This is a genomic window from Methanomassiliicoccales archaeon LGM-DZ1 (genome assembly GCA_030168595.1).
Classification (GTDB): Archaea; Thermoplasmatota; Thermoplasmata; order Methanomassiliicoccales; family Methanomethylophilaceae; genus Methanomethylophilus.
The window spans coordinates 75,030-101,970 of the sequence record CP115556.1 but is presented as its reverse complement, the minus strand read 5'-3'; the positions used below and the strand labels follow the sequence as shown (position 1 = coordinate 101,970).

At 60.4% G+C, this 26,941-nt stretch carries 20 protein-coding genes and 1 pseudogene; 13 read left to right on the top strand and 8 right to left on the bottom strand.

What is annotated here, in order from left to right; all coding sequences use genetic code 11:
- Positions 1-13: 13 nt before the first annotated feature.
- The gene (locus O8W32_00425) at positions 14-835 is read right to left on the bottom strand and encodes a DUF6293 family protein (protein ID WII09312.1); all 822 of its coding nucleotides are present in this window, start codon (positions 833-835) and stop codon (positions 14-16) included.
- A 182-nt stretch (positions 836-1,017) separates the two neighbouring features.
- Between O8W32_00425 and O8W32_00420 the strand changes: the two genes are divergently transcribed.
- The 3 genes from O8W32_00420 (at position 1,018) to O8W32_00410 (ending at position 9,320) form a co-directional block, all read left to right on the top strand.
- Positions 1,018-3,690 carry a PD-(D/E)XK nuclease family protein gene (locus O8W32_00420; GenBank protein WII10056.1) on the top strand — a complete coding sequence of 891 codons (2,673 nt, stop codon included), beginning with the start codon at positions 1,018-1,020 and terminating at the stop codon, positions 3,688-3,690.
- The gene (locus O8W32_00415) at positions 3,687-6,650 is read left to right on the top strand and encodes a UvrD-helicase domain-containing protein (protein ID WII09311.1); all 2,964 of its coding nucleotides are present in this window, start codon (positions 3,687-3,689) and stop codon (positions 6,648-6,650) included. The genes O8W32_00420 and O8W32_00415 overlap by 4 nt, the downstream gene beginning before the upstream one ends.
- A gap of 78 nt (positions 6,651-6,728) precedes the next feature.
- Positions 6,729-9,320, top strand: coding sequence for an HAD-IC family P-type ATPase (locus O8W32_00410; protein ID WII09310.1), 2,592 nt, complete (start codon positions 6,729-6,731; stop codon positions 9,318-9,320).
- Between the two features lie 8 nt (positions 9,321-9,328).
- On the opposite strand, the gene O8W32_00405 is transcribed toward O8W32_00410, so the two are convergent.
- Positions 9,329-10,015: a hypothetical protein gene (locus O8W32_00405; protein ID WII09309.1), complete on the bottom strand. Its 687-nt coding sequence runs from the start codon at positions 10,013-10,015 to the stop codon at positions 9,329-9,331.
- A gap of 48 nt (positions 10,016-10,063) precedes the next feature.
- Entirely contained in the window at positions 10,064-11,020 is a 957-nt protein-coding gene (locus O8W32_00400; GenBank protein ID WII09308.1) for a replication factor C small subunit, read from the bottom strand.
- A gap of 120 nt (positions 11,021-11,140) precedes the next feature.
- Between O8W32_00400 and O8W32_00395 the strand changes: the two genes are divergently transcribed.
- Genes O8W32_00395 through O8W32_00380 form a run of 4 tightly spaced genes read left to right on the top strand, consistent with a single transcriptional unit; the run spans position 11,141 to position 14,995 of the window.
- Positions 11,141-11,737 (top strand): cysteine hydrolase, encoded by a 597-nt coding sequence (locus O8W32_00395; protein WII09307.1) that lies wholly within the window; start codon positions 11,141-11,143, stop codon positions 11,735-11,737.
- A gap of 48 nt (positions 11,738-11,785) precedes the next feature.
- A complete protein-coding gene (locus O8W32_00390; GenBank protein ID WII09306.1) occupies positions 11,786-12,748 on the top strand; it encodes a hypothetical protein in 963 nt (320 codons plus the stop codon).
- Between the two features lies 1 nt (position 12,749).
- The gene (locus O8W32_00385) at positions 12,750-13,940 is read left to right on the top strand and encodes an AAA family ATPase (GenBank protein WII09305.1); all 1,191 of its coding nucleotides are present in this window, start codon (positions 12,750-12,752) and stop codon (positions 13,938-13,940) included.
- On the top strand, positions 13,937-14,995 hold the full coding sequence (locus tag O8W32_00380) for a TIGR00269 family protein (protein WII09304.1): 1,059 nt from the start codon (positions 13,937-13,939) through the stop codon (positions 14,993-14,995). The genes O8W32_00385 and O8W32_00380 overlap by 4 nt, the downstream gene beginning before the upstream one ends.
- Positions 14,996-15,673: 678 nt before the next feature.
- On the opposite strand, the pseudogene O8W32_00375 reads toward O8W32_00380, so the two are convergent.
- From O8W32_00375 to O8W32_00355, 5 genes and pseudogenes are all read right to left on the bottom strand, one after another.
- A pseudogene (locus O8W32_00375) lies at positions 15,674-15,955 on the bottom strand (AAA family ATPase).
- 447 nt (positions 15,956-16,402) lie between these two features.
- Complete coding sequence (locus O8W32_00370; GenBank protein ID WII09303.1) at positions 16,403-17,437, bottom strand: radical SAM protein; 1,035 nt, start codon at positions 17,435-17,437, stop codon at positions 16,403-16,405.
- Positions 17,422-18,843, bottom strand: coding sequence for a cysteine--tRNA ligase (gene cysS, locus O8W32_00365; GenBank protein ID WII09302.1), 1,422 nt, complete (start codon positions 18,841-18,843; stop codon positions 17,422-17,424). Before cysS ends, O8W32_00370 begins: the two co-directional genes overlap by 16 nt.
- Positions 18,840-19,490 (bottom strand): serine O-acetyltransferase, encoded by a 651-nt coding sequence (gene cysE / locus O8W32_00360; GenBank protein ID WII09301.1) that lies wholly within the window; start codon positions 19,488-19,490, stop codon positions 18,840-18,842. Before cysE ends, cysS begins: the two co-directional genes overlap by 4 nt.
- A gap of 108 nt (positions 19,491-19,598) precedes the next feature.
- Entirely contained in the window at positions 19,599-21,548 is a 1,950-nt protein-coding gene (locus O8W32_00355; protein WII09300.1) for a phosphoadenosine phosphosulfate reductase family protein, read from the bottom strand.
- A 172-nt stretch (positions 21,549-21,720) separates the two neighbouring features.
- Between O8W32_00355 and O8W32_00350 the strand changes: the two genes are divergently transcribed.
- The 6 genes from O8W32_00350 to O8W32_00325 all read left to right on the top strand — a co-directional run bounded on the left by O8W32_00350 (position 21,721) and on the right by O8W32_00325 (position 26,910).
- Positions 21,721-22,935 (top strand): aminotransferase class I/II-fold pyridoxal phosphate-dependent enzyme, encoded by a 1,215-nt coding sequence (locus O8W32_00350; GenBank protein ID WII09299.1) that lies wholly within the window; start codon positions 21,721-21,723, stop codon positions 22,933-22,935.
- A 243-nt stretch (positions 22,936-23,178) separates the two neighbouring features.
- The gene (locus O8W32_00345) at positions 23,179-23,505 is read left to right on the top strand and encodes a hypothetical protein (protein WII09298.1); all 327 of its coding nucleotides are present in this window, start codon (positions 23,179-23,181) and stop codon (positions 23,503-23,505) included.
- Positions 23,506-23,509: 4 nt separating this feature from the next.
- Complete coding sequence (locus O8W32_00340) at positions 23,510-23,782, top strand: hypothetical protein (protein WII09297.1); 273 nt, start codon at positions 23,510-23,512, stop codon at positions 23,780-23,782.
- Positions 23,783-23,881: 99 nt separating this feature from the next.
- A complete protein-coding gene (locus O8W32_00335; GenBank protein ID WII09296.1) occupies positions 23,882-24,298 on the top strand; it encodes a hypothetical protein in 417 nt (138 codons plus the stop codon).
- Positions 24,299-24,300: 2 nt separating this feature from the next.
- Positions 24,301-25,290: a hypothetical protein gene (locus O8W32_00330; GenBank protein WII09295.1), complete on the top strand. Its 990-nt coding sequence runs from the start codon at positions 24,301-24,303 to the stop codon at positions 25,288-25,290.
- A 435-nt stretch (positions 25,291-25,725) separates the two neighbouring features.
- The gene (locus O8W32_00325) at positions 25,726-26,910 is read left to right on the top strand and encodes an ATP-binding protein (GenBank protein WII09294.1); all 1,185 of its coding nucleotides are present in this window, start codon (positions 25,726-25,728) and stop codon (positions 26,908-26,910) included.
- The last annotated feature ends 31 nt before the right edge of the window (positions 26,911-26,941 follow it).

Below are 26,941 nucleotides of genomic sequence, written 5' to 3'. Positions count from 1 at the left end.
GGGCCTGAGCCCCTCAGTTCACCGCGGCGTCTTCCGTCTCGACCTCGTTCCAGAGGGAATCGATGATGATGGCGCCGTTCTCGGTCAGCTTGTACCCCGATCTCTTGCCCCCGAGCCTCTCGATCCACCCGCGGGCGATCCATACGTCGATGTACTTCCGCTGGTAATAGACCGTGTCGGAGTTCCCGTCGATGTGGTTCCTCTTGGTCCACAGGCCCTTGCTCTGAAGGGTGGAGATGACCTCGGAGGAGCTGACCGTCGGGGATTCGCTTATCATCTCGGCGAACACGCGGAGGGCCTTGACGAGCTTCTCGTCCGGCATCTCCACGGTGAACGGCGGCATGTCGACGACATCCTTCACCGAGCTGATGAGCCCGACCGGCTTCCCGTCCCTGAAATAGACCTTTTCGACCTCTTTATCCGGGACCGTATAAGCATCGGCCCTGACGAAGAAGGGCTCGGCGCCTTTGTTCATCATCGCGGCGATCCCCGCGGCGGTGATGTACTCGGGGGACCCTGCCGACAGGTTGACGCGGATCTCCGACCTGGGGTTGATCTGCTTCTCTTTGTAGATCGCTCCGGATACCGCCTTGAGCATGGCCTTGAAGTCGGTGACGGGGGCGTTGATCTCCATTATCTCGGCATTCTTGTTGGAGGCCATTATCTGGCGGACGGTCTCGATATAGAACTCGCGGTAGACATTGCCGGGTTTCTCCGGATCGCGGACATAATGGATCAGGTACACCACGTTGGAACCGTAGAATTCCACAGGCTGGCTGATCCTCACGGTATCGAAGGTGACGCAAGCGATCATCACCCTCCTCATCTTATCCATGGGTCGTAAAACGTTTAATCGATTATAATAAATTACGGTTTTGAAGTATATCCGTAATTCTCGCCTGCGGCCCCGGACGTCCGAAAGCCGGAGAACAGGCCGGAAATGCCTAGAATTTCTTAAATTACGGAATTATTGATAAATATAAATACCCCCGAGGGCATTGCCATGGCGTGAACGGTATGAGGATCGCCAAGAGCATCGATGAACTGTGGGAGGAGGCCAAAGGGTTCGACTGCGTCCTGACGACGGACGCCGCCCTGGCCACCGCCCTCAACGGGAGGATAGCCGAGCCGCGCATAGGCAGACTGGCCTACACGCCCAAGCAGGTGGCTGCCATGACCGAGCACCAGACCATCGGGCGGCCGGCCATGTCCGACCTCGAGATCATCGCCCAGATCAGGAAGGACAACGACGATCTCGATTTCCGCACGGTCTACAGCGAGATGACCGCCATACGCGAGATAAGGCGTCACACGGCGGACGTGGCCAAGTACCTGCACAGCGACCGCGCGAGGAGGGTGTGGGAGTCGTACAGGCTGCTGCCCACCAAAGAGAAGAGCATGGAGGCCTACAGCTGCGACGACAATTACTTCTTCAAGGGGAAGAAGGTCGCCGTCATCGGCCTCGACTTCTTCAACGACCTGGACAAGCACATGCTGTCCGGGGATTTCGAGGAGATCGACCTGTTCAAGGACGGGGATTACGAGATCGATAAGATCTACAGCATCGGCAACGACCGGCAGATCGCCGACTGCATCGCCGACATCATAAAGGGCTGCAGGCCCACGGACGCCGCCGTCGTCCTCAACCCCTCCGGAACGCTGGCAGATGCCGTCCGCGCCGCGCTCTACCGCAACAGGATCCCCTTCAAGAACGACCTCAGCGTCAAGGACCTGGCCCAGGTGAGGGACTATATACAGTTCGTCACCCTGGCGCTCGACTTCCGCACGGTCCGCGTGAAGGACGTGCGCGACCTCTTCACCTCCCTCCACGGCATAAGCGGCACAGGCGGCAGGCACCTGACCCCGTACATGGACAACTTCCTCCTCTCGCGCCTCACGCTTAGCGATCCGGGACAGCCCGGGGCCGATGTCTCCGACCCCCGCACGAAGGCCCTGATCGAGACCATGAGGGGGATCCGCGGCCTGACGTTCGGAGAGGCCCTGTCGAAAGCGTTCGATACTCCCGAGCTCAGGAGGAGAGGAGCTTCCGTGGAGATCCTCCTGCACGATCTGGGGCTGTACGATGAGAAGATCACCGGCGCGCTCGCCGAGGACCTCTCCTACGCCGTCGACAACGTGGAGGACCTGAAGCATAACGAGCAGATCCCCGACTCGGAGAAGCAGGGCGTCCTCCTGGCCGACTGCCGGAACGCCCTCTACGTCGACCGCCCGCTGGTCATATTCGCCGGGGCCGACCGCAACTGGGACGTCGACGAATCCGGGAAGGAGTACATCGACCAGGAGACGGCGGCGGACCTGCAGGCCGAGAGGATGGCCGTGCTGCTCCAGCAGGGCGATGCGCGCATCATCGCCGTGAGGCCGGCCACGGGCGGGGAGGAGACCTGCCCCTGCCGCCATATCGCCGACCTCATGGCCGCCGAGGGGAAGAGCGCCGACACCTTCGGGGACATCTGCTCGGAACTGAAAACGGGCAGCTGGCACATCGATGCTCCCGCCGACAGGGACCGCAGGAAGAGCCTGGGGTCCCAGGATGCCCCCGCAGACCGCGTGAAGTTCTCGAAGACTGCATACAACAGGTTCGCAGAATGCCGGGCCGCCTATCTGCTGGGGCAGTTCCTCGACACCGAGGAGAACGACAAGCTGTTCTTCGGCACCAGCATGCATGAGTTCGCCGAGCTCTACCTCCTCTATCCGGAGACGGTCAGAGAAAAGGGCACGGAATACTTTCTGGACAGGATGTCCGAGAGGTACGCGGGGATATCAAGCGAGTGCCTGAAGCGCACGGACCGCGACAAGATGAAGTTCTGCATGGGCAACCTGATGAAGTTCATCGACTCCTTCCGCCCCGCTTCGGTCCCCAGGGACGGGAACCCGGACAGGAAATACCCCAACAGCCTCATGGAGGCCGAGGACCTGGAGGAGTATTCCTCATGCACCGAGACCGAGATGGACTGCAAAGACCTGCCGGCCTTCGCCAAGTACGATTACCAGATGGACAACCTGATAATCGATTACAAGACGGGGCAATCGCATAAGCCGTCCGAGATCGTCAAAGGCATGACGCCCGGCGGTTTAGAGGGCCATGCCGAGTTCCAGCCCGAGATCTACCTGTCGGTGCTGAGCAGGAGCAGGGGGTTCGAAGACGCTTCGTTCAAGCTCTTCTTCATGGCCGACAACGACATCGAATCCACCTCGCCGGGGTTCGATGTGGAGCAGAACGTGAGGACGGTGAAGCTCTCCCGCCGCATCCGCGCCGAGATCCTGACCGCGGACGATTCTCCGGCCAAGGAATACCAGAAGTGGGTCGTCAACAGCTGGCCGGAGGTGTCCGACATCCTGAAGAGGTACTTCGCCGGCATGGACGAGGAACAGGCCATGAAGGAGATGGCTATAGTAACGAAGAAAGCGCCCAGCACGATAGAGAAGTTCTTCAAATTCTGCCAGGGCCCGGCCCTGTATTCCGACAGGAACGGCACTGTCGTCATCCCCGCCGACGCCATGGAGGAATTCTGCACCAAGCTGGAGGCCGACAGCAGGAACGCCGGGGAGATCATGGACATCCCCATCGTCGCCGCCGGGCCCGGGAAGAGGGACTGCGGCAAGTGCGATTACCGCAGCGTCTGCCCGGCCGACCAGAGCGGAGAGGCCGATACGGAGGAACAGGCATGAAGCTCGATGAGTCCCAGGAGAAGATCGCGAACGAGACCGACGGCCTGACGGTCGTCGACGCGGGACCGGGAACGGGCAAGACCCACACCGTCATCGCGAGATGCCTGAACATACTCAGGAGGAAGGACATCGGCCCGTCGGACGTGATGATGCTCACCTTCACCCGCAACGCCGCCGCCGAGATGCGCGAGAGGCTCTCCTCGGAGATAGATTCCATGTTCGCCGGGAAGGAGATCGGCGCCGCGGAACACACCCGGCTGAAGACGCTGGCCAACGGCATGCGCATACAGACCTTCGACTCCTACTGCCTGGCCGTGGTCAAGGCCGCCCCTTCCGCCGTCGGAAAGTTCTTCCGCTGCGGGGAGCGCCTGACGTCCAACGCTTCGATAACCGAGAACGATGCCCTGAACGCCAGGTTCTTCGGCCGCATCCTGGACAGGTTCCTGGACGAGAACGGCGCCTCCTATCCGCGCACCGCGCCGCTGATGGCCGCCGATCCCGAAGGGGTGTACAGGCTCATCTGCAAGCTGATGGCGCGCGGCACGATGCCGCTCTCCCCCGCCCGGGCCGAACCGGACGGCATCGGCAGGTGGTTCAGCGCGGACGGGGACAGGGACCTGATCGGCGACGTGGAGAAGGCATCGAAACTGGACCCCGGCAGCATAGAATCCAAGGACAGGGAGCGCTTCGGGCGCATGCCGTCCGCCGCCCCCGGAGGGAGCGGCTTCGATATCGCAACGCTCATCCCGCTGGCGGCCGCCGACGACAGGTCCGAGCTCATCCGCGCCGTGCACGACGTTTACTACGAGTTCATCCGCAGGTCGTGCGCGGAGGACCGCCTGACCTTCGGGCTCGCCTCCGTCTTCGCCTTCGCCGTCCTGTACAGCGACTCCGAGACCCGGGAGAGGATGCGCTGCAGGTACCTCATCGTGGACGAGTTCCAGGACACCAACGGGAACCAGCTTATGATCTCCATGATGTCCCTGAAAGAGCCTAACCTCTGCGCCGTCGGCGACTGGAAGCAGGGGATCTACGGGTTCAGGTACGTCAGCATCGAGAACATAAGGAAGTTCGGGGAGCGCCTGAGGAAATACAGGGAGTTCCTCGACGACGGGAAGCACGGGAGGGTGGCCTTCGATATAGGGGAGGTCAGGACCCGCCCTCTGCTGGTCAGCTACCGCAGCTCGGCCGCGGTCATAGACGCGGCGTTCGCGACCCTGAGCCTGGCCGCCAGCAAAGAAGACCGGCCCGATACGGAGGGGATCACGAAGATAAGGCCGGATTGGGATGATGATGAATCCAGGAAATATTCCCGCGTTGAATACGCCGTGAGCGGCGACAGCGGGAAGGAGACCGTCGAACGCATCATCGGGTACACGAACGGGAGCACCATGGTCCGCGTCAGGCAGGGGAAGACTCGCATCCTGCGCCCCGCGAGCTACCGGGACATCGCCGTCCTCTGCAGGACATCCTCCGGATGCCGCGAAGTCTACAGGATGTGCAGGGAGCGCGGGATCCCGGCGTTCCTGCAGGGGGAGATGGAGATCATGTCCACGGAAGAGGGGAAGATCCTCCTCGCCTGGCTCAGGTACATCAACGATCCGGAGGACAGATGGGGCATCGGGGCGGTGCTCGCCTTCGACGGCTACTCCGCCCGCGACATAACCTCCATGATCGGGCGCCTCGGGGAAGGCGAGACGAGGAGCCCCGAGGCCGCGGAGGCCATGGCGGGATACCGCGACAAGAGGAGGATGCTCCTCGGGAAGAGGAGGCGCATAACCGACCTCATCTCAGCGGTCTTCTCCTTCTACGGCCTGAACAACGATATGACCCAGGCGCTGACCACCGTCATATCCAGAAGCCACGAGGGCTCGCTCATGACCATCTCCGACGTCATCGGGCTCATCGAGGACGGCATCAAGAACGGGACCACGTATCCTGTCGACGGGGTCCAGGGCGAGGACGCGGTGACGATCCAGACCATGCACAAGTCCAAGGGCCTGGAATATCCCATCGTGATCATCCCGTACGTGAACAGGGGCACCTTCCCCAGCACCCGCGGGGACGATTCGATGTTCACGTACAGCCCGCTGCTCGGCATCAGGTGCGGCAGATGCATCGAGGAATCCAACGGCTCGATGCTCATCGAGGACTCATGGAAGACCTTCCTGATGAAGAAGTGCCAGACCAAAGATTACGGCGAGGAGCGCAGGCTGTTCTTCGTCGCGGTCTCCCGCGCGATGCAGTACGTCACGGTCATAGGCTCCAACTCGAAGTTCCTGGAAGGCATGATCGGGTCCGGGACCGCCACGGCGGCCAGGTCCCTGGAGGAAGGCTCCGCCCCGGCCCCCGTGCGCGGGCCTCCCGTCCCGGCGGAGATGCCGGCCGTCCCGGAGATGAGGCAGAGGCGCCTCATCGTCCCCGTGCACGACATACTCAGGACCGTCGCCGGGACGGACGTCCCGGTATCCGACGGAGCGGACGGCGCGAAGAGGTCCGGAGGCGGGATGGCCTACGGGACGGCCGTCCACAAGTACATCGAGATGATGGCCGATGGGCTGGAGGTCGGGCAGGACGTCTTCGAGAAGTACCCGGAGACGGCGGCCGCCAGGAAGATAATCGACGGCATAAAGAGCAGGGGCATGGAGATCCAGGCGGAGATCGACTGCTCCCTCCCCCTGGACTCCCAGGGGATGCGGGCGACCCTCATGGGCACCATGGACCTCATAGCCTTCGACGGGCAAACGGTGGAGGTCCACGACTGGAAGAGCGACGCAGGCGCAGGCAGCGCCGGGGAGTACAGGATGCAGGTGAGCGTCTACGCGCATGTCGCCGAGAGCGTGTACCCCGGCCACCGCGTGAAGTGCTTCATACAGTGGCTGGCACAGGGGAGGACCGAGGAGTTCGACCCGCTCCCGATGGAGGCGATCGCGGAGCGGGCGCGCGAGATGCTCCGCTGAGGGGGGCCCCGCCTCCTCCCTCTATTATATGCGCCCGCATGCGAACATATTAAGAACCTTTCGTGACTTCATCGACGCATGCGGCCGAACGGTCTGACCTCTGAGGAGGCAGCCAGAAGAAGGAAGGCGGGACAGGGCAACAACGAGAAGGAGAAAGGGAGCAGGAGCTACCTCTCCATCTTCCTCCAGAACCTCATCACCCCCTTCAACATCATCCTGTTCGTCCTGGGCGCCCTCCTGATCGTCCTGCCGGAGAAGCCCGACTACATCAATTCCGTGGCGGCCGTCGGCATCATCGCCTTCAACGTCCTGGTCTCCACCGTCCAGGAGATGCGCGCCAAGCACCGCCTGGACAAGATCGCGGTCCTGATGCGCCCGACGGTCACCGTCCTCAGGGACGGCGCCGAGAAGACCGTCGACCGTTCCGAGATCGTCATCGGCGACATCGTCCACATGGGGCCCGGGGACCAGGCGCAGGTCGACGGGACCGTCGCAGAAGAGCGCATGATGGAGATGGACGAGTCCCTGCTCACCGGGGAGTCCAGCACCCGCAGGAAGCATGTCGGCGACGAGGTGCTCTCTGGTTCATACTGCGTCACCGGCGAATGCTGGTACGAGGTCACCAAGGTAGGCGCCGGGACCTTCTCGTCCAAGATGACCCGCGCGGCCAAGAAGTTCGAGAAGAAGAAGACCCCGCTGCAGATCGAGACCAACACCGTCACCGAGTTCCTCATGGCGCTGGCGTTCATCCTGCTCTTCGTGGAGCTCATCCTGTCCTTCTTCAGGGACAACGACGTGGTCGACTCCCTCAGGTCGGCCGTCATCATCCTGGACATCGTGCCCATAGCCCTTTTCCTGCTCATCACGCTGAACTACATGATCGCGTCCGTGCGGATGGCGGACACCGGCGTCCTGCTTCAGAACTCCAGTTCCGTCGAGAGCATGAGCCATGTGGACACCGTCTGCATGGACAAGACCGGGACCATAACCACCAACCGCCTCGTTTTCGACGGCATAGAGTACATATCGCCCGACCGCGAGGGCACCGACCGCCTCATCCGGGAGTTCGTATCCTCCACCGGGAGCAGGAACAAAACGGTCATCGCCGTGGAGGAGAAGTTCGGGAAGACGGAATGCCAGCTCGACGATGAGGTCCAGTTCTCCTCGGACAGGAAGTTCAGCGCCGTGAGGGTGAGGAACGGGGATTCTTACGACACCGTCGTCGTCGGTGCCTGGCCGTTCCTCAGGGACCGCGCCTCCAACCCCGAGGGCATCGAGGAGAGGCTGTCCGCGCTCGCCGGCAGGGGGCTCAGGTCCGTGGTGTTCTTCTCCGGGCACGGCGGGAAGCTGCATGAGGGCGACGACATATCGCTGCCGGATTCCCTCGAGGTCATCGCCGTGGTCTCCATCTCCGACGAGGTCCGCCCGGACTGCAAGGAGATCATACAATCGTTCACCGAGGCCGGCATCGACATCAAGGTCATCTCGGGCGACGACCCGGAGACCGTGGACGCCATCTTCAAGATCGCGGAGATCCCCGGCGAGAGGAAGATAATCTCCGGCGAGAAGCTCGCCGCCATGTCCCCCGAGGATTTCGATAAAACTGCTCTCGAGACCAACATCTTCGGGCGCATGCGCCCCGAACAGAAGGAGCAGGTGGTGGACTCCCTGAGGCGCCAGGGCAGGTACGTGGCCATGGTCGGGGACGGGATCAACGACGTCCGCTCCATCAAGAAGGCCCAGGTCGGGGTCGCCGTCCAGAGCGGGAGCGGGGCGGCCCGCAGCGTCGCCGACATGGTGCTGATGAACGACAACTTCAGGGCCCTTCCCCAGGCAATCGTCGAGGGGAAGAGGGTGGTCACCGGCATGAGGGACATCCTCAGGCTCTACCTGATGAGGAACTTCACGCTGGCCTTCATCGTCCTGGTGCTGCTGATCTGCCTCAACAGGACGCCGATGCTGCCGATACAGAACACCCTCTACGCCCTGCTGACCGTCTCAATCATGGCCTTCTTCATGACCATCTGGGCCAAGCCGTCCGACAACCGGGACCTGGTCCTGCCAAAGGTCATACGCTATGTCCTGCCGACGGCCGTGACGACGACGGTCTTCGCGCTGTTCATCTACTGCTACTTCGGATGGTGCGGGTTCGTCGGCAGCTCCGGGTTCGAGAGCGCCGTCGCGGACATGATGGACTCGGTGGACCTCACCAGGGACGCCCTGCTGGACAAGCTGGAGATAAAGCAGGACGACAGCAGCTGGGAGCACGCGGTGTCCTCCAGCGCCATGGTCTATTTCCTCATAGTCGCCGGCATAATGCAGACGTTCCTCCTCTTCCCCGTGTGCAGGAAGCTCTCCGTCGACGGGGAGCCCACGACCGACAGGAAGCCCCAGGTCCTGGCCGTCCTCATGCTCTTCCTGCTCGCCGCGCTCTGCTTCGTGCCGATGATCTGCATCAGGGTGACCTCGCTCTTCATGTTCCCGCTCGAGCAGTGGCTGATAATCATCGCCGCCGCGATAGCATGGTTCATCGTGACGTTCCTGATCCTCAGGGGGAAGAAACTGGACAGGATAACCGATGCGTTCGACGGGTGGATAAGGGTCATCCTTGACCGGAACTTCAGGAAGGAGGCCGAGAAGCTCTCCTCCGAGGATGTCGAGGACGAGTGAGGCTCGGATCAGCAGTAGCGTCCGCGCATGTCCATAGGGCTGTAGAGCCCCTCGGAATGCAGCTTGAGCATCACGTACGACGCCACCTTGGCATCCGACAGGGCGCGGTGGTCCTGGACCCCCATGATGCCGGCAGGGTCGGAATCCGGGAACAGCTTCGCATACGAATAGTCCAGTTTCGGATATGCGTACTTCTGGAACTCCGTCTCGAGCCGGGCATCGGGCAAGGGGATCTTGAAAGCGTCCGCCGCCGAGAACATGATGTCCCTGCACTCGTTGAACATCCCCCTGAAGTCCCATGGGTCCCTGTAGAGGAACTTGTCGAGGTCGAAGCGGACATTGTAGGTAGTCAGCCACCTCCCGCGGATTTTGGCGGCCACCTGCTTCCTGACCGCTCCGAACGGCTCCGCATCGCGGACGGCCTCCACGGTGAGGTCGGTGTTCTGGAAGATCCATGAGTTCCTCAGGGAGTCAGGCCATTCGTCGGTGTCGTAACCGACGATCGATGAGTAGACCTCCCTGACCTCTCCCGTCGACAGGCATGCCTCGCAGATCCCGATATCTACCACCAGGTCGCGGTGGGCGGAATCGCCGGGGCCGTCGGGGCCTCCGTCCAGGCCGGTGGTCTCGGTATCAAGCACCAGGATCCTGTCGGGGCCGTCAGGGCCGAATCCGTCAAGATTGAACTCAGACATATGTGCCAGGCAAGAGGAATGCTGTAGATGGATGCTCGCAGGGACGCCTCATGCCTTCCCGCCGGCCATGACTAGGTAGGCCAGGAGGGCCTCGAGCTGTATGCGCTCGTTGGACCCCTCGATGAGCCTGAACTCTATCTCCCCGATCCTGTCGATCAAGCGGACCTTGTCCCTCATCTCGAGCGGCAGCTTGAGGACGGAGCCGTGGATCTGCTTGATGATCTCCTGCCCGGAGAGGCCGTACTCGATCATCACCGTGTCCATCTTGTTCCTCGCATCGACGAACTTCCCGTCGAGCGCGGAGGTGACGATCTCGGTGATATCGGCCTCATTAGCGGAGCCGGACACCTTCGAGATGATCTCGGCATCGATCCTGCTACCCATGGAGGCGGCGGTCTGCAGGGTGTTGACCGCCCGGCGCATATCGCCGCGCGAGATGTAGACGAGGGTGTCCATGGCGTCGCTGTCGACCTCCAGCCCCTCCTCCTTCACGATCTTCTCCAGGAACTCCCTGACGTCGGCGTCCTGCAGGGGGCGGAACACGAAGAGCGCGCACCTCGACTGTATGGGGGCGATGATCTTGGAAGCGTAGTTGCAGGAGAGGATGAAGCGGCAGGTGCGGGAGTACTTCTCCATGGTGCGCCTGAGGGCCCCCTGGGCATCGGTGGTGAGAGAATCGGATTCGTCGAGGAAGATGATCTTGAACGAGGCGCCCTCGAGGGGGGCCACCCTCGCGAAATCCTTTATCTTGCCGCGGACGACCTCGATGCCGCGGTCGTCGGAGGCGTTCAGCTCGAGGAAGTTGCCTTTCCAGTTGTCGCCGAAGAGCTCCCTGGCGAGGGCCAGGGCGCAGGTGGTCTTCCCGGTGCCCGGAGTGCCCGCGAACATGAGATGCGACATGTTCCCCGACTGCACGTACCCTTTCAGCCTGGTCGTGACGTCCTTCTGGCCGACGACCTCGTCCAGGGTCTTCGGACGGTACTTCTCTGTCCACATCTCGTTCATGCCGGGGCCTATGGGATTCTCAGATTAAAGGATGACCCGATTGCGATGCGTTGATGCGGCGTTGTGCGCATCAATCCTTATCAATTGGCAGAAACATCCATCCGCATGTCTGATTGGGCTGTGCCAGAGAAAGATGAGCGGGACCTCGCCCTGGTGGTCGTTGACATGCAGAACAAATTCTTCGCCGGAGCGGACGCCGCCCTCACGGAGGAACGTAGAAGGCACCTTCAGGGCATCGCGAAGGCGGTCGATATGTTCCATGCCGCCGGCAGGCAGGTCATCTTCGTCCTCTACGACGGGGTCACCCACTACATGGACGGAAACACCGCCGAGGGCGATGCGATAGTCAGCGGCATCGATGCCCGCCCGGACGACGTATACGTCCACAAATACCACATGAACTCCTTCCTCAACACCTGCCTGGAGGACGCCGTCCGTTCGATGGGCTGCGATACCGTCCTCCTGTGCGGGATGATCACCGAGTTCTGCGTCATGGCCACCTACTGGGGGGCCTCCGATCACCGCCTCTCGGCCTTCCTGATGAAGGATGCCCTGATATCATCGGACCCGAAGCACACGCCGATGTTCATGGAGCTCTGCCGGAACTACGACTTCGGGGAGCTGGAGCTGAACCTCTCCAAGACGCATCCCGAGAAGCCCAAGGACCCCCTCGCCGACTACATCCGGAAGAAGTACCCTGCGAACGGGACGCACTGAACGTGCGTTCGAATCAGTTATAAGCGCGCCCGCTCTCGCCCCCTTCATATGAAGATCTACGACGCATACCGCCTTGCCATCGAGACCGGCATGCAGCACGACCCCCGCCCCAGATCGGAGGTGGACAGGGTCCTGTCTGATGCGAAGAAGGAGTTCGACTCCCTCGAAGGCGATAAGAAGGAGCTCTTCGACACCGAGAGCCTCTGGAACCCCTACTACGACTGCCGCTTCGGCTGCCTGGAGGACGAGGCCAAGGAGAAGGACGCCGAGCGCTTCCTCTGGGGGATCGACATCACGCCCTCGGAGATCCTCCTGGCTGACAGGCTTAGGGAGAAGGGGCAGAGGATCGACGCCGTCGTCGCCCACCACCCCCTGGGCAGGTCCAGGAACCCCTTCCCGAAGGTCATGTGGATGCAGACCGACATCTACCACGACTGCGGCGTCCCCATCAACGTCGCCGAGGGCCTGATGAAGCCCCGCATGGACGAGGTCCTCTACAACGTCGGAGGGGACAACTTCAACCGCTCCGCCGACACGGCGGAACTTCTGGACTTCCCGCTGTTCAACGTCCATTCGGCGGCGGACAACATGGTGCAGGAGTACCTGGAGAAGAAGATCCATGACGCCGGCCCCGAGAGGCTGGGCGACATCATCGACCTCCTGCTGACCGAGCCGGAGTTCAGGCATTTCGCCAAGCTCAACGACCCGCCGAAGATCGTCCTAGGCGACAGGAACTCCCGCTGCGGCGGCATAATCGCGAAGATGACCGGCGGCACCTCCGGGCCCAACGGCATCTACGAGGAACTGGCCAAGGCAGGCGTCGGCACCATCGTGGGGATGCACTTCCCGACGGCGGCCGTCGAGGCATGCAGGAAGTGCCACATGAACATGATCATATCAGGGCACATGGCCTCGGATTCCCTGGGGATCAACCTGATCTGCGACGTGTGGCAGAAGCACGGCATCGAGGTGCAGGGGATCTCCGGGTTCTTCCGCACCAGCAGGCTGTGAGATGTTCGAGCGCCGCTCGTCCGTCATAAAGGACGGGTCGAAACTCGCTTTCGACTACGTCCCCGGGGCATTGGTCCGCAGGGAGGCCCAGATGAAGGGCCTCGAAACCTGCTTCGCCAAGATGGTCAACAGCCGCATCCCGGCGACGGCCTTCCTGCACGGGGCGGTCGGCGCCGGCAAGACGGCGACCGCGAAGAGGTTCTGCATGGACACGGCCGCCTACATGGCGTCCAAGGGCGGCAGGCTGAACTGGGTCTATGTGAACTGCCGGATCAGGAACAGCGAGTACTCGGCGGTGCTGGAGATCGTGAAATCATACGACCGCAACTTCCCGGACAGGGGGTTCTCGGTCGACCAGATGCTCACCTCGGTGAGGAAGCACATCGAGAAGGACGGCTGCCCCACCCTCTTCGTCCTGGACGAGGCGGACGTCCTGCTGAAGAACGGCGGGTCGAACCTGATCTACCAGCTCTCCCGGTACTCCGAGGAGATGCGCGGGCGCGTCCCGATCTCTCTCATGCTGATATCCCAGTCGTCGATTTCCGAGAGCCTGGACAGGGCCACCATGTCCGCGTTCGGCAGGGCCAACGTGATCTCCTTCAACCGCTACTCGGAGGACGAGCTGCTGGAGATCGTCCGCGCGAGGGCGGAGGAGGCCCTCGTGCCGGGGGCGCTGCCGGACGAGTGCGCCGCGATGATAGCCTCGCTGGCGTCCGAGTATGGGGATGCCAGGTTCGCGATAGAGCTGCTCGAGAGGTCCTCGGTGATCGCCGAGGAGGAAGGGGAGGGCACGGTCACCCCGGACTGCGTGAGGACGGCGGGAGCGGGCGTGCACAGCGAGGTCTCCGAGAACAAGCTCGAGACCCTCGACATGAATCATAAGATCACCCTGCTGGCCATATCGCGGTGCATGAAGGGCCTGCCGAGCGTCAGCGCCACGGCCGCCGAGAAGACATACAAAATCGTCTGCGAGGAGTACGAGGTGCCGGCCCGCAAACATACCCAGTTCGCATCCTACATCTCCGACCTGGCCAAGGAAGGGCTCGTCCGCACCGAGATCAGGCGCGAGGAGGAGGGAGGCCGCGCGATGTACATCTCGATCGACAGCATCCCCCCGAAGGAGCTCGCCAAGAAGATAGAGTACCTCATCGAGACCGACCAGCTGAACGATGAGAGGGGCCGCTCCGAATGAGATGCGACCTCTGCGGGAAGCCGGCGGTCACGTTCGTGCGCTACAACGGCGCCCATCTGTGCGCCGAGCATTTCTGCACGTACGTGGAGCGGAGGGTCCGGCGGGAAGTGCGCCGGGAGGCCTCGCTGGAGCGCGGGGACACCGTGGGCGTCGCCGTGTCCGGCGGGAAGGACAGCATGGTCACGCTCAGCATCCTCTCGGAGCTGTTCGGAGAGAGGAACGGGATCCGCCTCGTGTGCATCTCCCTGGACGAGGGCATCGAGGGATACCGCCCGCCCAGCCTGGGGATCGTGAAGGACTTCTGCGCGCAGAAAGGCATAGAATACCGTCAGAGGTCCTTCTCCGAGATGGGCCTGAGCATGGACGAGGTGGCCCCGATCTCGGAGAACGCCAGCCCCTGCACCTACTGCGGGGTGTTCAGGAGGAAGCTCATGAACGACGAGGCGCGGAAATGCGGATGCACCTGCCTGGCCACCGGCCACAACCTAGATGACATGGCGCAGTCGATCATGATGAACTTCGCCCGCGGGGACATCGAACGCCTGGCGCGCCTGGGGCCGCATAAGGACCCGCCGGAGGGCATGGTCCCGCGCATATATCCTCTCAGGATGGTCACCGAGAAAGAATCATTGCTATACTCGGTAGTGAAGGGGGTCCCGCACTGGGACGGCGAATGCCCCTATTGGCAGGCGGCGCTCCGGAACGAGTACCGGGACATCGTCGACGGCCTCGAAGACCGCACTCCGGGGGCGAAGTTCAGCATCCTCTCGTCATATGACAAGCTGCGCCCGATGCTCACGGAGAAGTACCCCCGTTCCGGGATGGGGACCTGCGCCTGCGGGGAACCCTGCAACGGATCCCGCTGCAAAGCATGCGAGTTCGAGGAGCTGCTGAGGAAAAGGCTCGGGAAGAACCGACGGTCCTCTGCTCCGACTCCTTCGCTTGGACTCTTCCAGCATCCAGTCTGTGACGTTCACGACCTTTATCCCGTTGTATGTTCCGAGGTTGAATCTATCCGCTGTCAGGACCGTCTTGGGGAAGTTGTCCCTTACTGATTCCAGCGAACGGAACTCCCTTTCCCTTGTACCGTCGGACAGCATAGTCAATGCCACCTGATAATATTCCACCTCGCTGCCTTTGATCGCAGTGAAATCTATCTCCCTGTCGCGATAAGAACCGACCCTGACAGTATAGTCTCTGCGTAACAGTTCCAGAAACACGGCATTCTCCAGCGCTCTGCTCATATCATCGGTACCGGAACCTTTCAGGGCCATGTATCTCATGCCTAGGTCTGAAGCGTAGAACTTGCCGTTGGTCGACAGCAGTTTCTTCCCGGCGATGTCGTACTTCTCCGCGTGATAGAACAGCATTGCGGATTCCATTCCGGCAATGTATCTGCTCACTGTCGCGGCGTTCAGCCCCGTTCCCTTGGCTATGCCGGCGATATTAGTGATGTTCCCGATGTTGGAGTACAGGAATCTCGCTATCGACCTTATCTTGTTCACATCATCGGTTTTGAGCCTGGAAAGAACATCCTTGATCAGAACGGTGCTGAACACGCCTTCCAGGTACCCCATGCAATGCCTCTCGCCCCTATCCGGATCGGCATCGGGAAGACCGCCGTATCTGAGGTACTGGCCGAATCTCTCCTCGATGTTCCCGGGATGAAGTTCCAGATACTCTTTGAAGGAAAGGGGCAGCATCCCGATCTCCAGGTACCTCCCCGACAGGTGCGTGGAGAGATCGGTCGAAAGCATATCGGAATTCGAGCCGGTTATGTACACGTCGTAGTTCTTCACTTCTTCCAGCGATGATACTATCAGCTCCCAGCCTTTCACATCCTGAATCTCATCCAATAAGATGTAGACGATGCCGTCCTTAGGCAGTTCCCTCAGTTTTCTGCGCAATACATCGGATGATATGAGGTCATAACCTTCAAACGTCTCGAAGTTCACATGGAATATGTGGCTGTCATCCACCCCTTCCGATCTCAGGTCCTCGATGAACTGCTCCATAAGGGTAGATTTCCCGCACCTGCGCATCCCTGTGATGACTTTAACCACCCCTGTGGCCCCTTGGGATTCATGCAGCCTTTCCAGATAGCCTGCTCTTCTCACTGTTTTTTCCATGAAAATGCAGATAGATTTTGATTATAAATCTACTGCGACAGATTTTTTTTATAAATTTATAAAAATATTTGTTGCAACATATTTTTTTACATAAACCGAAAATAATGATGGCCCAGCAGGAAAATCAGAGAGCACCGGACGGGACGGAACCTCAGCAATTTATTTCCAGCGCATTATGCCGTATTCCTGTCGTATTTCGCTGCATAGATGAAAGCAATAAGTCTGCAACGATCGAAGGTCGGCGTACGATAAGGTAAAAGAAAGGCCGAGGCGGCAGGCAACACCCTCGATCGGGATCCCTCCACGACTCGGCCTTATTATCCTGAGCCGTCCTCAGAAGTCCCTGAAAGGCACCAGGTCGCAGCAGGTGCATTCGAGGCACATGGTCCTGAAGGTGCGGGTATCCATCCCGTAGCGCCGGAGTACATCCTTATGCAGTTCCGCGGCGGACACCATCTCTTCAGGGGAAAGAAGCGGCTGGGTGACTCCGGCCGCTTTCAGCGATTCTGCATTGAAAGCGTTCCTGAGAAGAGGGCGCACCGTGGGGACGACACCCATTCCGCACAGCTGGCACATGCATTCCTCGAGCTCCTCCCGAGTCTCCCCGAGGCCGATGATGATGTTCGACGAGACCTTCCCCTTCCCGAAGACCCCTGCCGCCTCCTTCAGGCATCTGAGTATGGTCTCGCGGTCCAGGTCCGGGCAGACCCTGGCGAAGATCTCCGGCGTGGCCGCCTGGATGTTGAGCTTGATCTCGTCGGCGCCTGCCTCCCTGAAGGCACGGACCTGCTCCTGGGAATCGGCGTAGGGCTCGATGCCAATCGGCATGTCCGGCAGCACTTTCCTGACGGCCCTGATGCAGGAGATGAACCTGTCTGCCGTGAGGCCGACATCCCCGCCGATGACGCCGCTTGTGAGAGAGACTGCGGTGATGCGCCCCTCGCGGTATGCTTCGAGGGCCTTCTCCGCGATCTCCTCATCGGTGAGGCCCTTGTTATCGGAGGCCGGCAGCCTGGGCGAGGCGCAGAAGGCGCAGCGGTACGAGCACCTGGGGTCCAGGGTGAAGAACGCCTGCCCTGGGCAATGGAAGGCCACCGGGTCGAACTCGATATTATCTATGAACGGCTCGCCGCGGTGCGTGAGGTAAAGCGACCCGTCCTCCCGGGCATGGAGCTCAAACTCCCCTTCGGTGTAGGAGATCGCCTTCTTCACCCTCATGTTCCCGAAGCGGAACGCCACCGAATCGGAGCCGGCGCCGGGGCCGGAAGTGGAATGCGACACCCTGACCGGGACCTCGAACCCCTCGGGGAGCCTGACCTTCCCGCCGAGTGCCAGCGTCGCTTTCCTGAAGATCAGATCTTCTTCCATACCGCACCTTCGGCAGAGTCTTCGAGAGAGTACCCGGCATCCTTCAGGCGGTCGCGGATCATGTCGGCGAGGTCGTACTGCTTCTTCGCCCTGAGCTCCTTCCTGAGGTCGACCAGGATGCGCATCACGGCATCGAAGTCCCCTCCCGCCGACGCCTCGGCGGACGGGAAGATGCCCAGGACGCCGTCGATCTCCGACAGCAGCCCGAGGACGAGGTCCGCTCCCTCTTTGGTGAGGGTGCGGTCGGCGATCATCCTGTTGGTGCTCTTGGCGAGGTCGAACAGCCCCTCGATGGCCGCGCGGGTGTTGAAATCGTCGTCCATGGCGGCGGTGAACGCCTCGCGGGCGTCCGAGACCAGCTTGCCGGCGCTTCCCAGGTCCCCGGAGGGCCCTTCCTTCGATACCGACTGCAGGGCGCGGTAGTTGTTCCACAGCCTCCCCAGGGCGGCCTTGGCCTCGGCCATGTTCTCCTCCCCGTAGGTGAGGGGGCTGCGGTAATGCGTGCTCAGATAGTAGAAGCGGATGGTCTGGGGATCGAACTTCTTGGCGACGTCCTCGACCTTGAAGAAGTTCTTCAGGGACTTGGACATCTTGACCGTCTGGCCGTCGGCGCCTTTGGTCTCCAGCATGCCGTTGTGCATCCAATAGCGAGCGAGATGGGTCCCGGTGCAGGCCTCGGTCTGCAGGATCTCGTTCTCGTGGTGAGGGAACACGAGGTCGTTGCCTCCGCCGTGGATGTCGATCTCGTCGCCGAGATAGTGGCGGATCATGGCCGAGCACTCGATGTGCCAGCCGGGCCTTCCCTTGCCCCAGGGGGAGTCCCAGGAGACCTCCCCGGGCTTGGCCCCTTTCCATACTGCGAAATCAAGGGGGTCCTCCTTGTCCGCGTTGGGGTCGATCCTGCCGGACGAGCGCATCTCCTCGATGGTGCGGTTGGACAGCAGCCCGTAATCGGGGACCTTCCTCACCCTGAAGTAGACGCTGCCGTCCTTGGTCGGGTACCCGTAGCCTTTATCGACGATGTCCTTCACCATCTCGATTATGTACGGCATGGACTCGGAGGCCTTCGGGTAGATGTCCGCCTTCCTGACCCCGAGCGAGGCGATGTCGCGGAAATACTTCGCGATGTACTCGGCGCTGAGGTCCAGCGCCTTCACGCCCCTCTCGGCGGCGCGGTTGATGATCTTGTCATCGACATCGGTGAAGTTGGTGACGTAGGTGACGTCGTAGCCCAGGTACCTCAGGTACCTGTTCACCGTGTCGAACACGATGATGCTGCGGGCATGGCCCATGTGGATATCGTCGTACACGGTGACCCCGCAGACGTACATCTTCACTTTGCCGGGCTCCAGAGGGACGAACTCCTCCTTCCTGTTGGTCAGGGTGTTCATTATCCTTAGCGTCATTGCGATGCCTCCTTCCTGCATGCCTCGAGCTCGCAGCGCAGCTGCTCCATCTCGACCTCCATGCGGTCCATCCTGTCCTCCATAACATCGGGGATCTTGTTGTGGTCGAGGGCGTCAGCGAGGTCGACGCGGACCCCGTCGTGCCTGACGACGTGCCCCGGAACCCCCACGACGGTGCTGTTCGGGGGGACGTCCTTGACGACCACCGAACCGGCGCCGATGCGGACGTCGTCCCCTATGGTGATGTTCCCCAGGACGATGGCGCCTGCCCCGACGACTATCCTGCTGCCGAGGGTAGGGTGCCTCTTGCCCTTCTTGAACGAGACGCCGCCGAGGGTGACGCCCTGGTACAGGGACACGTCGTCCCCGACGACGGCGGTCTCCCCGATGACGACGCCGGTGGCATGGTCGATGAAGAACCTCTGCCCGATGGTAGCACCGGGATGGATGTCACAGCCGGTCTCCTGGTGGGCCCTGAAGTTTATGGCCCTCGCTTCCTCTTTCTTTCCCTCGAGCCAGAGCTTGTGGCTCTCGCGGTACATGCAGACCGCGCGGAAGCCGGTGTGGTACTTCTTGGCATCGTTCTCGTCGACGATGGCGGGGTCGCGGTCCATGACCGCCTTGAGGTCTCCCGGATAGTAGTCCATCTGAATCAGGTACCCAATCCGCGCGCGCTAATTTATTGTTTCTATAGAGGGCCGCCCGGCGACGGCGGGACAGGCCTGCCGGCGCCGTCCCAGATATTCCTGGGCTGATCAGTCCTCGAACCCCTTGTCCCCTTTCTCGCCCTCGGGGGCGAAGTTGACCGCGGGGCAGGGCCCGTAGCACTTGCAGCAGAAGATGCAGTCGTCCTCGTGGATGCGGACCTTTCCGTTCTCCATGTACAGGGCCTTGGACTCGCACCTCGCCGCGCACAGCCCGCAGCCGACGCAGTTGAAAGCGCGGGCGATCAGCTGGATGGCACGGTCCATGTTGGTCTGGGCATCGTTCTTGACGAACGCCTTGCTGACGATCGACCCATCGCCGTAGAAGGTGACGTAATTGGCCTGCAGGGTGTTGTTCTCCTCGTCCACCTCGATGACCCAGCCGAGCGAATGCGTGAAGGGCTCGAGCTTCATCAGGTCTATCGGGCGGGAGAGCGCCGCCTCGATGCTGTAGCCCATGGTGCACGGAGAGAAGCCGTCCTGCACCCTGACGGCCACCGGCCCGTCCGCGGCGCCTTCCTTCTTCGCGGCCTTCGCCATCGGCGGGAGGTCCTTCCCGGTAAGCCTCTTGATCTCGTCCTTCACCGACTGGGGGACTGACTTCCACCTCCAGAGGCCGTAGTCCTTGTATTCCCTCGGGAGGCCGTTCTCTGCGGTGTACTTCTCGAGATAATCGTTCCACTGCGGGTACCTCGACGCTTTGGAGACGGTGTCCAGGTCGGCCATGTCCGACGCGGGGCACATGAAGCATCCGATGCGGTCGAGCCCGTGGGCGTACCAGTAGTTATATGGCTCCTTCTTCGAGAAGATATAGAGCCAGACGTGCATCGCCATCCAATTCTGGATGGGCGAGGCCCCGATCTGCCCGGGGGTCCAGGGGTTCTGCCACACCCTCGGCTTGGAGTTCCTGGCCTCCGACTCGTACCTGCGCTGGCCGATGAACGAGAGCACCCCTTTGGGGAAATGCTCGGAGATGAGGGCCACGGTGGGGCCGAGCTTGTTGGTCTTGCAGCACCAGCGGTAATCCTTGGCAGGCGGGCCGAAGTAGACCAGGTTCCCGAAGAAAGCGTTCTCGGGAGGGTTCTGCTCTATGATCTTCAGTTTATGCCTGGCGGCGAAATCGCGGACGTAGTCCACGGTCTCATCGAGCTCGAGGCCGGTGTTGACGAACATGGGCACGGCATCGATGCCGGCGTCCATGGTCAGGAGCATGCAGGCCAGGGAGTCCTTGCCTCCGGAGAACGACACCGCCGCCGGCAGGTCCTGGTGCTCGGAGACGGTCTTCTTTATGAAGGCGACAGCCTCATCGACGCGCTTCCCCATGGGAGCGGCGTTCGCCTGCACTGCATCGTCCCAGGTGTGCGCTTTATCTGACGAGATGAGCTCCTCCGCCTTGTGCCAGCGCGTCTTCACGGCGATGCCATGGTCCTGCGACCTCATGTCCGCTCCGGACATCTTGGCGACCCCGGTGCCCACCACTGTGCGGTCCTCGGACAGCATGAGGACCTCGTCGTCCTCCTTTATGCCCTGATCGGCGTCCTTCACCCCGGGGACCATCAGGTTCCTGTTCTGCCTGATGAACTCCTCGGCGTCCGGATTGAGTATGACCCAGCCTTTCGTGGCGGCGGCCGCGATGCGCATGGCGCCCTGCATGCGGACTATGAACCTCCATCCCCGGCCGAGGTCGTACCTGAGGGTGGCGACGACGGTCCCGTCAGAGAAGACCTCCTCCATCCTGTCGATGGACGGGGCCTTGTTCATGATAGCCAGATGCCCTTCCGGGAGCAGCAGTTTCCCGGTGCCCTCTCCGAAGCAGGCATCGCACATCGAGCGCGTCTTCTCTATGTCGTAATCGAAGGCCGGCCGGGAGTCGGCGGGGGGCGTGAGCTCGGTCTCGAGGGTCGCTCCGCCGCAAACGGGGCAGGTCTTAACATCCATGATCGGCAGATTGCAGGCGGGGCACCACCGGAGGCAGTTCTTCCCGAGCTTAGTCATGGCCATGCCTGACGCTATGCCAGGGCATGATAAATAAATTAAGAGAGAAGGGCCGAGGACCCCTGTAGAGGAAAACGCCCGGAACGGGCCCGCGGCCCGCATCCTGGCCTCCGCCCCTGCGCACGTGTAAATGTATTAAAGATGGGTCGGCATAGCCGGGAACAAAGAAGGTATCGCCGTGCAGAAGAAGATCAAGGCATCCAGGCGCTCGATGGGTATGAACTATGCGATCAGAGAGATCACCGTTCCCGCCGCCGCTGCCGCCGCACGCGGGATGAAGATGTACAACTTCAACATCGGCGACCCCAACAAGTGGGACTTCGAGACCCCGGAGTACTTCAAGGAGACCCTCAGGCAGGCGGTGGACAACACCGACAACGGCTACGGGGATTCCCAGGGCAACCTCGACCTGAGGGAGGCCATCGTCGACAGGGAGTACCAAAAGAACGGCATCCGCATCCAGGCGAAGGACGTCTATGTCACCGCAGGAGTGAGCGAGTGCATCAACGTCATGTTCGGCGCGCTCGTGGAGCCGGGGGACGAGATCCTCGTCCCGGGGCCGGGGTACCCCAACTACGACCAGTACATCAACTTCTACGAGGGCAAGACCGTCCCCTACAGGATGATCGAGTCGGAGGACTGGAGGCCTGACGTGGACATGCTCCGCGACAGGATCACCAACCGCACCAAGGCCATAGTGGTCATCAACCCCAACAACCCGACCGGCGCTGTGTACTCGGAGAAGGACCTGAGGGAGATCGGCGACATCGCCGCGGAATACGATATCCCGGTCATCTCCGATGAGATCTACGACAAGATCGTCTTCGACGAGAGCGTCCCGTTCTTCTCCATGTCCCGCCTGCCTGACGACATACCCAGGGTCATCCTGAACGGCTTCTCGAAGGTCAACCTCATGCCGGGCTGGAGGGAAGGGTACTGCTACTTCATGGACCGCAACGGGCTAATGGACGAGATCCGCGAGGGCATGATGAAGCAATTCCGCGCGAGGATTTGCGCCAACGTCCCCTGCCAGGAGGCGGCGAGGGCATCGCTGCAGGGGCCCCAGGACTACATCGTCGAGATGAACAGGAAGCTGAGGGAGAGGGCAGAGTACAGCTACAAGCGCCTCAACGAGATACCCGGAATATCCACCAACAAGCCCCACGGGGCGCTGTACATCTTCCCGCACGTGGACCTCGGGGACAGGTGGAAGACGGACAGGGACTTCGTGTACGACCTCATCGACAAGACCGGCGTCGTCCTGGTCCACGGGTCCGGGTTCTGCAAGGAGTTCGGCCAATCCCATTTCAGGTCCATCCTGCTCCCGCCTATGAACAAGCTCGAGGAGGCCTACGACCTGCTCGAGAAGTTCATGACCGGGAAGATCGACTGAGCCGGCCGCTTAAATTCATCACGGCCTCCTGGTTGCCGATATCAAAAATCCGGGAGGCCACGGACAGGCGGACAGCAGTTCGGACGCGGTACGTTTCTGCACCTTGGTTCCGCACCGTAAAGGCGGAACGGCATATCCCAGCATCACGATTTGGCTTGCGTCGGGTTCCTGTCCGTACTTATTTAGTTAATCCTAATTATTACAAGTACGATTAAATAAGCCTAAACATTTGCACACATTACCATGACAACCCAAAAACCCGATGCTCTCGGGACAGCGGGAGCTTTGGCTCTCCTGCTGGGAGCGTTTCTGATACTGGACGGGGACCTCTGGCTGATACCGGTGGGGATCCTCGTCATGGCCGCAGGATACGCGCTGCAGTTCAGCGGCGCATGGAACTGGTACGGTTCCATGCTCGTGCTGGTCTTCGCCGTCCTCTACATCGTCCGTGCCTGGGTGCTCAGCACAGGCATCGACAACGAACTGATCCTCGAGATTCTCCTGGCGTCCGCCGCCATCTACCTTATCGGCCGGCGCGACTCGAAGAATTTCCACGGCGTGAGGGCGTGATACCATGCAGACGATCGAATTAGCGCTCTTATGCGCCATATTCTTCGCGATGGTGCTGATCGCCTTCCCGAACACGGTGAAGAAGTACCGCATCATCCTCTATTCGGCGATGATCATCGTCGAGGCGTACTTCGTAGGCCCCACATACTTCGATTATTCGCTCGCCTTCGGGCTGAGCGAAGGCCGCAATGCCCTGAGATCCTTCTTCTGCATGGGCATCATGGCGGAGGCCCTCTTCGCCGTCGTCGCCTACGTCGGCGTCATGCCGTCCAAATAGGACCTCACCAAGCGCCTGAAATCCGTCAGGGCCGAGCTCTCGGTCCTCGGATGCATAATCTCCTTCGGGGAGATCTTCTACTACGCCAACTACTTCATCATGTTCTTCAACGGGGAGCTCTCCACCGGAAGGAACATCGCCACCATAGCGACCATCCTCCTGTTCGTGCTGATGGTCCCCCTGATGCTGACCTCGCTGTACTTCGTCAGGAGGCACATGAAGCCGAAGAACTGGCAGAGGCTGCAGTACTTCTCCTACCTGTTCTACTTCGGGCTCCTGCTGCACATCGTCGGCCTCTACGGCAACTTCGACGGAGGGATCTCGGACTTCCTCACCGGGAGGCACGCCGACGCCCTCAGGTGCTACCTGTGGATCTGGGTCTCCTACTTCGTGTTCCGCATAGCGAAATACCTGATCCAGTGGCTGCATCCGGCGAAGAAGGTCGAGCGCGACATGATGATCGAGGATGAGGACACCGATAAGGGTCCGGCATACTGCGATGCAGGAGGGACCTGAGCATGGGCTTCGAATTCAGGCCCGGCAAGAGGGCCACCTTGGTCCTCTGCCTCGTGTTCACGGTCGCGATCGTCGCGTGCATAGCATACGCGGCCGACGAGAAATACACCCCGGTCGAGAAGACCTATACTGTTTCCAACGGATTGGAGCTGGAGATCGAAGGGCGCACGGTCACAGTGACCGGGTACGACCTGGAAAACGCTCTGGCCTCCAACCCCAAGCTGAACGCCTCGGACATCTCGCTCACGATCGGCCAGGACACGGCCTCCAGGGGCAGAGGGTCGTCCACTGTACCCACGGCGATACGGTCCCTGGAACTGAGGACCGATTCGTACAGCATCAACACGCTCTCGGTGAAGGCATCGGTGACGTCGATATCCTCCGGTGCGTTCGGAGATGCGAAGTTCGCGGCCAAAGGGGCCCTCGACGACGGTACGGTGACCTCCGACGAGGAGATCAAGGTGTCCGTGAAGAACTTCGTCGGGACGACCTTCGACTATGACGAGACCTCAGGCTACTACGTCGCCCAATGGAACACACTGAACGCATCAATCGCGAGCGGGAACGCCGTCTACACCGTTTCCGCACCGGAGAACATCGTCAGCGACCCCAAGGCGTTCGCGGCGGGGACCGACATATCCCCTGCGGAGGGCCACTCGGCGAGCGAGTACACGGCCGTCCTGAGCGGGATAACCAACTCCGGCAGCATCAGCCTCTCCGTGTCCGATGTGGTGCTCACAGTGAACGGTACTGAGTACACGTTCACCGTCTCATCGATAACCTCGTTCGGCACCGCCTCATTCAGCGACGGGAACGTCGCGGTTATCGGCGAAGGGTTCTCGGTGAAAGTCCGCAGCCCGGGATTCTACTCGGAGATGCCGGCATCTTCGAGCGCCAAGCCTGACAAGACCGTGAGCGCCGGAACGTACACGTACATGACGGTCACGTTCTCGGACGGCTCATCGATCGCAGGATTCGTGAAGAACGCCTGAGACCGAAGCAAACATGAAACCGGGCCCCGTCTGAGCGGATCGGCGGGGCCCGGGAATAACGGAAGTTGCTTTCGGCAAGACTTGACTACCATGACAACCCTACCGAAAGCGAATCCTCATGCATTACTGCGTATTTGGCGGTTTGCAATTCCCCTGAAGATTCTTTACATAAATTAAATCCAGCCTATGCGAGCCTGCACGCAGAGGAAGAGTATAAGCCTCCGCTGCGGAGCCCATATTCGGGGATCTCTGACAAGCCTGTTCCGTCGGAGCACACAATCGTTCATGGCCTTCCGATACGGCCTGCGGCCTGCGAAGCTTGCCCATCGAAGAAATTTCGCTTTGCATAGAATGAATATTTTTCAAAAACAGGAATAACTGTATTTTAATCCAGGAATTTAACACATTAAAATACAGTTATCATATTCATCATTCATGGCCGAAGAGTATGTGGAACGTCCTTCGTACATCAAACTGATGATGGAATACTTCGATAACCGCAACATCATCAAGGTCCTTACCGGAATCCGCAGATGCGGAAAATCTGTCATCCTGGAACAATTCAGACAGCATCTTCTGAACAGCGGGACATCTGAAAAGGACATCATGCTAATCGATCTGGAGAAGATGAGGTATGTCATCGATTCGGAAAGAATGCTCTATGACTTCGTATCGTCCAATATTCATTCCGATGAACCGATTGTTCTCATCGACGATATTCAGTTGGTAAAAGGATGGGAAAAGGCAGTGGACACCATCCGCCTGAAATACAACGCCAACATCTATATCACCGGCTCCGACTCTGAAACAGTGTCGGAATCGCTGGGAACACACCTTACCGGAAGGTACGTCGAGATCAACATCTTCCCTTTCTCCTTCAAGGAATTCCTAGCCCGTTATCCGATCGATTCTGAGAACGGATATACCCAGAGATTCACCCAATACCTGCGCTTCGGCGGCATGCCAATCATAGACCTCAAGGACAGCCAGAGGAAGAACAGGACGATTCTTAGAGGGGTGTACGATTCCATAATCAACAACGATATCAGGCCCAACATGGAGATAGATCAGACCATCTTGGACAACATGACTTCGTTCATGATATCCAATGTCGGGAATCTCACATCCTACGGAAACATAGCCGGGAGATCTTATGTCGGCGACCAGCGCACGATCGAGAAGTACCTTGGGAAACTTTGCGGGTGCTACATCTTCTACAAAGCGGACAGATACGATGTGATAGGCAGAAAACATCTGAAAATCAACGCTAAATATTATCTGGCGGACACGGGCTTCAGGGATGCCATATTGCTCAGTTCCGAATATAATGAAGCTGCGATGCTGGAGAATGCAGTTTTCATCGAACTCCTGCGCAGAGGGTACAGAGTATCCGTCGGCTCGTACAGGGACAGGGAAATCGACTTCACGGCATGGCTGGACGGAGAACCGGAGTACTATCAGATCGCATGGAGCGTACAGGATTCCAATGTCCTGAAAAGGGAAGTCGGTTCCATTGCCAAACTGGATGGCAGAAGAGTTTTGATAACAATGGACAGGGACCTTCCCGATGTTCCCGAGGGGATCGAAGCGATCAATGCGGTCGATTTCTTCATGGAATGATCCAAGGTTCCGGCCGTTACGGGGCCGACAA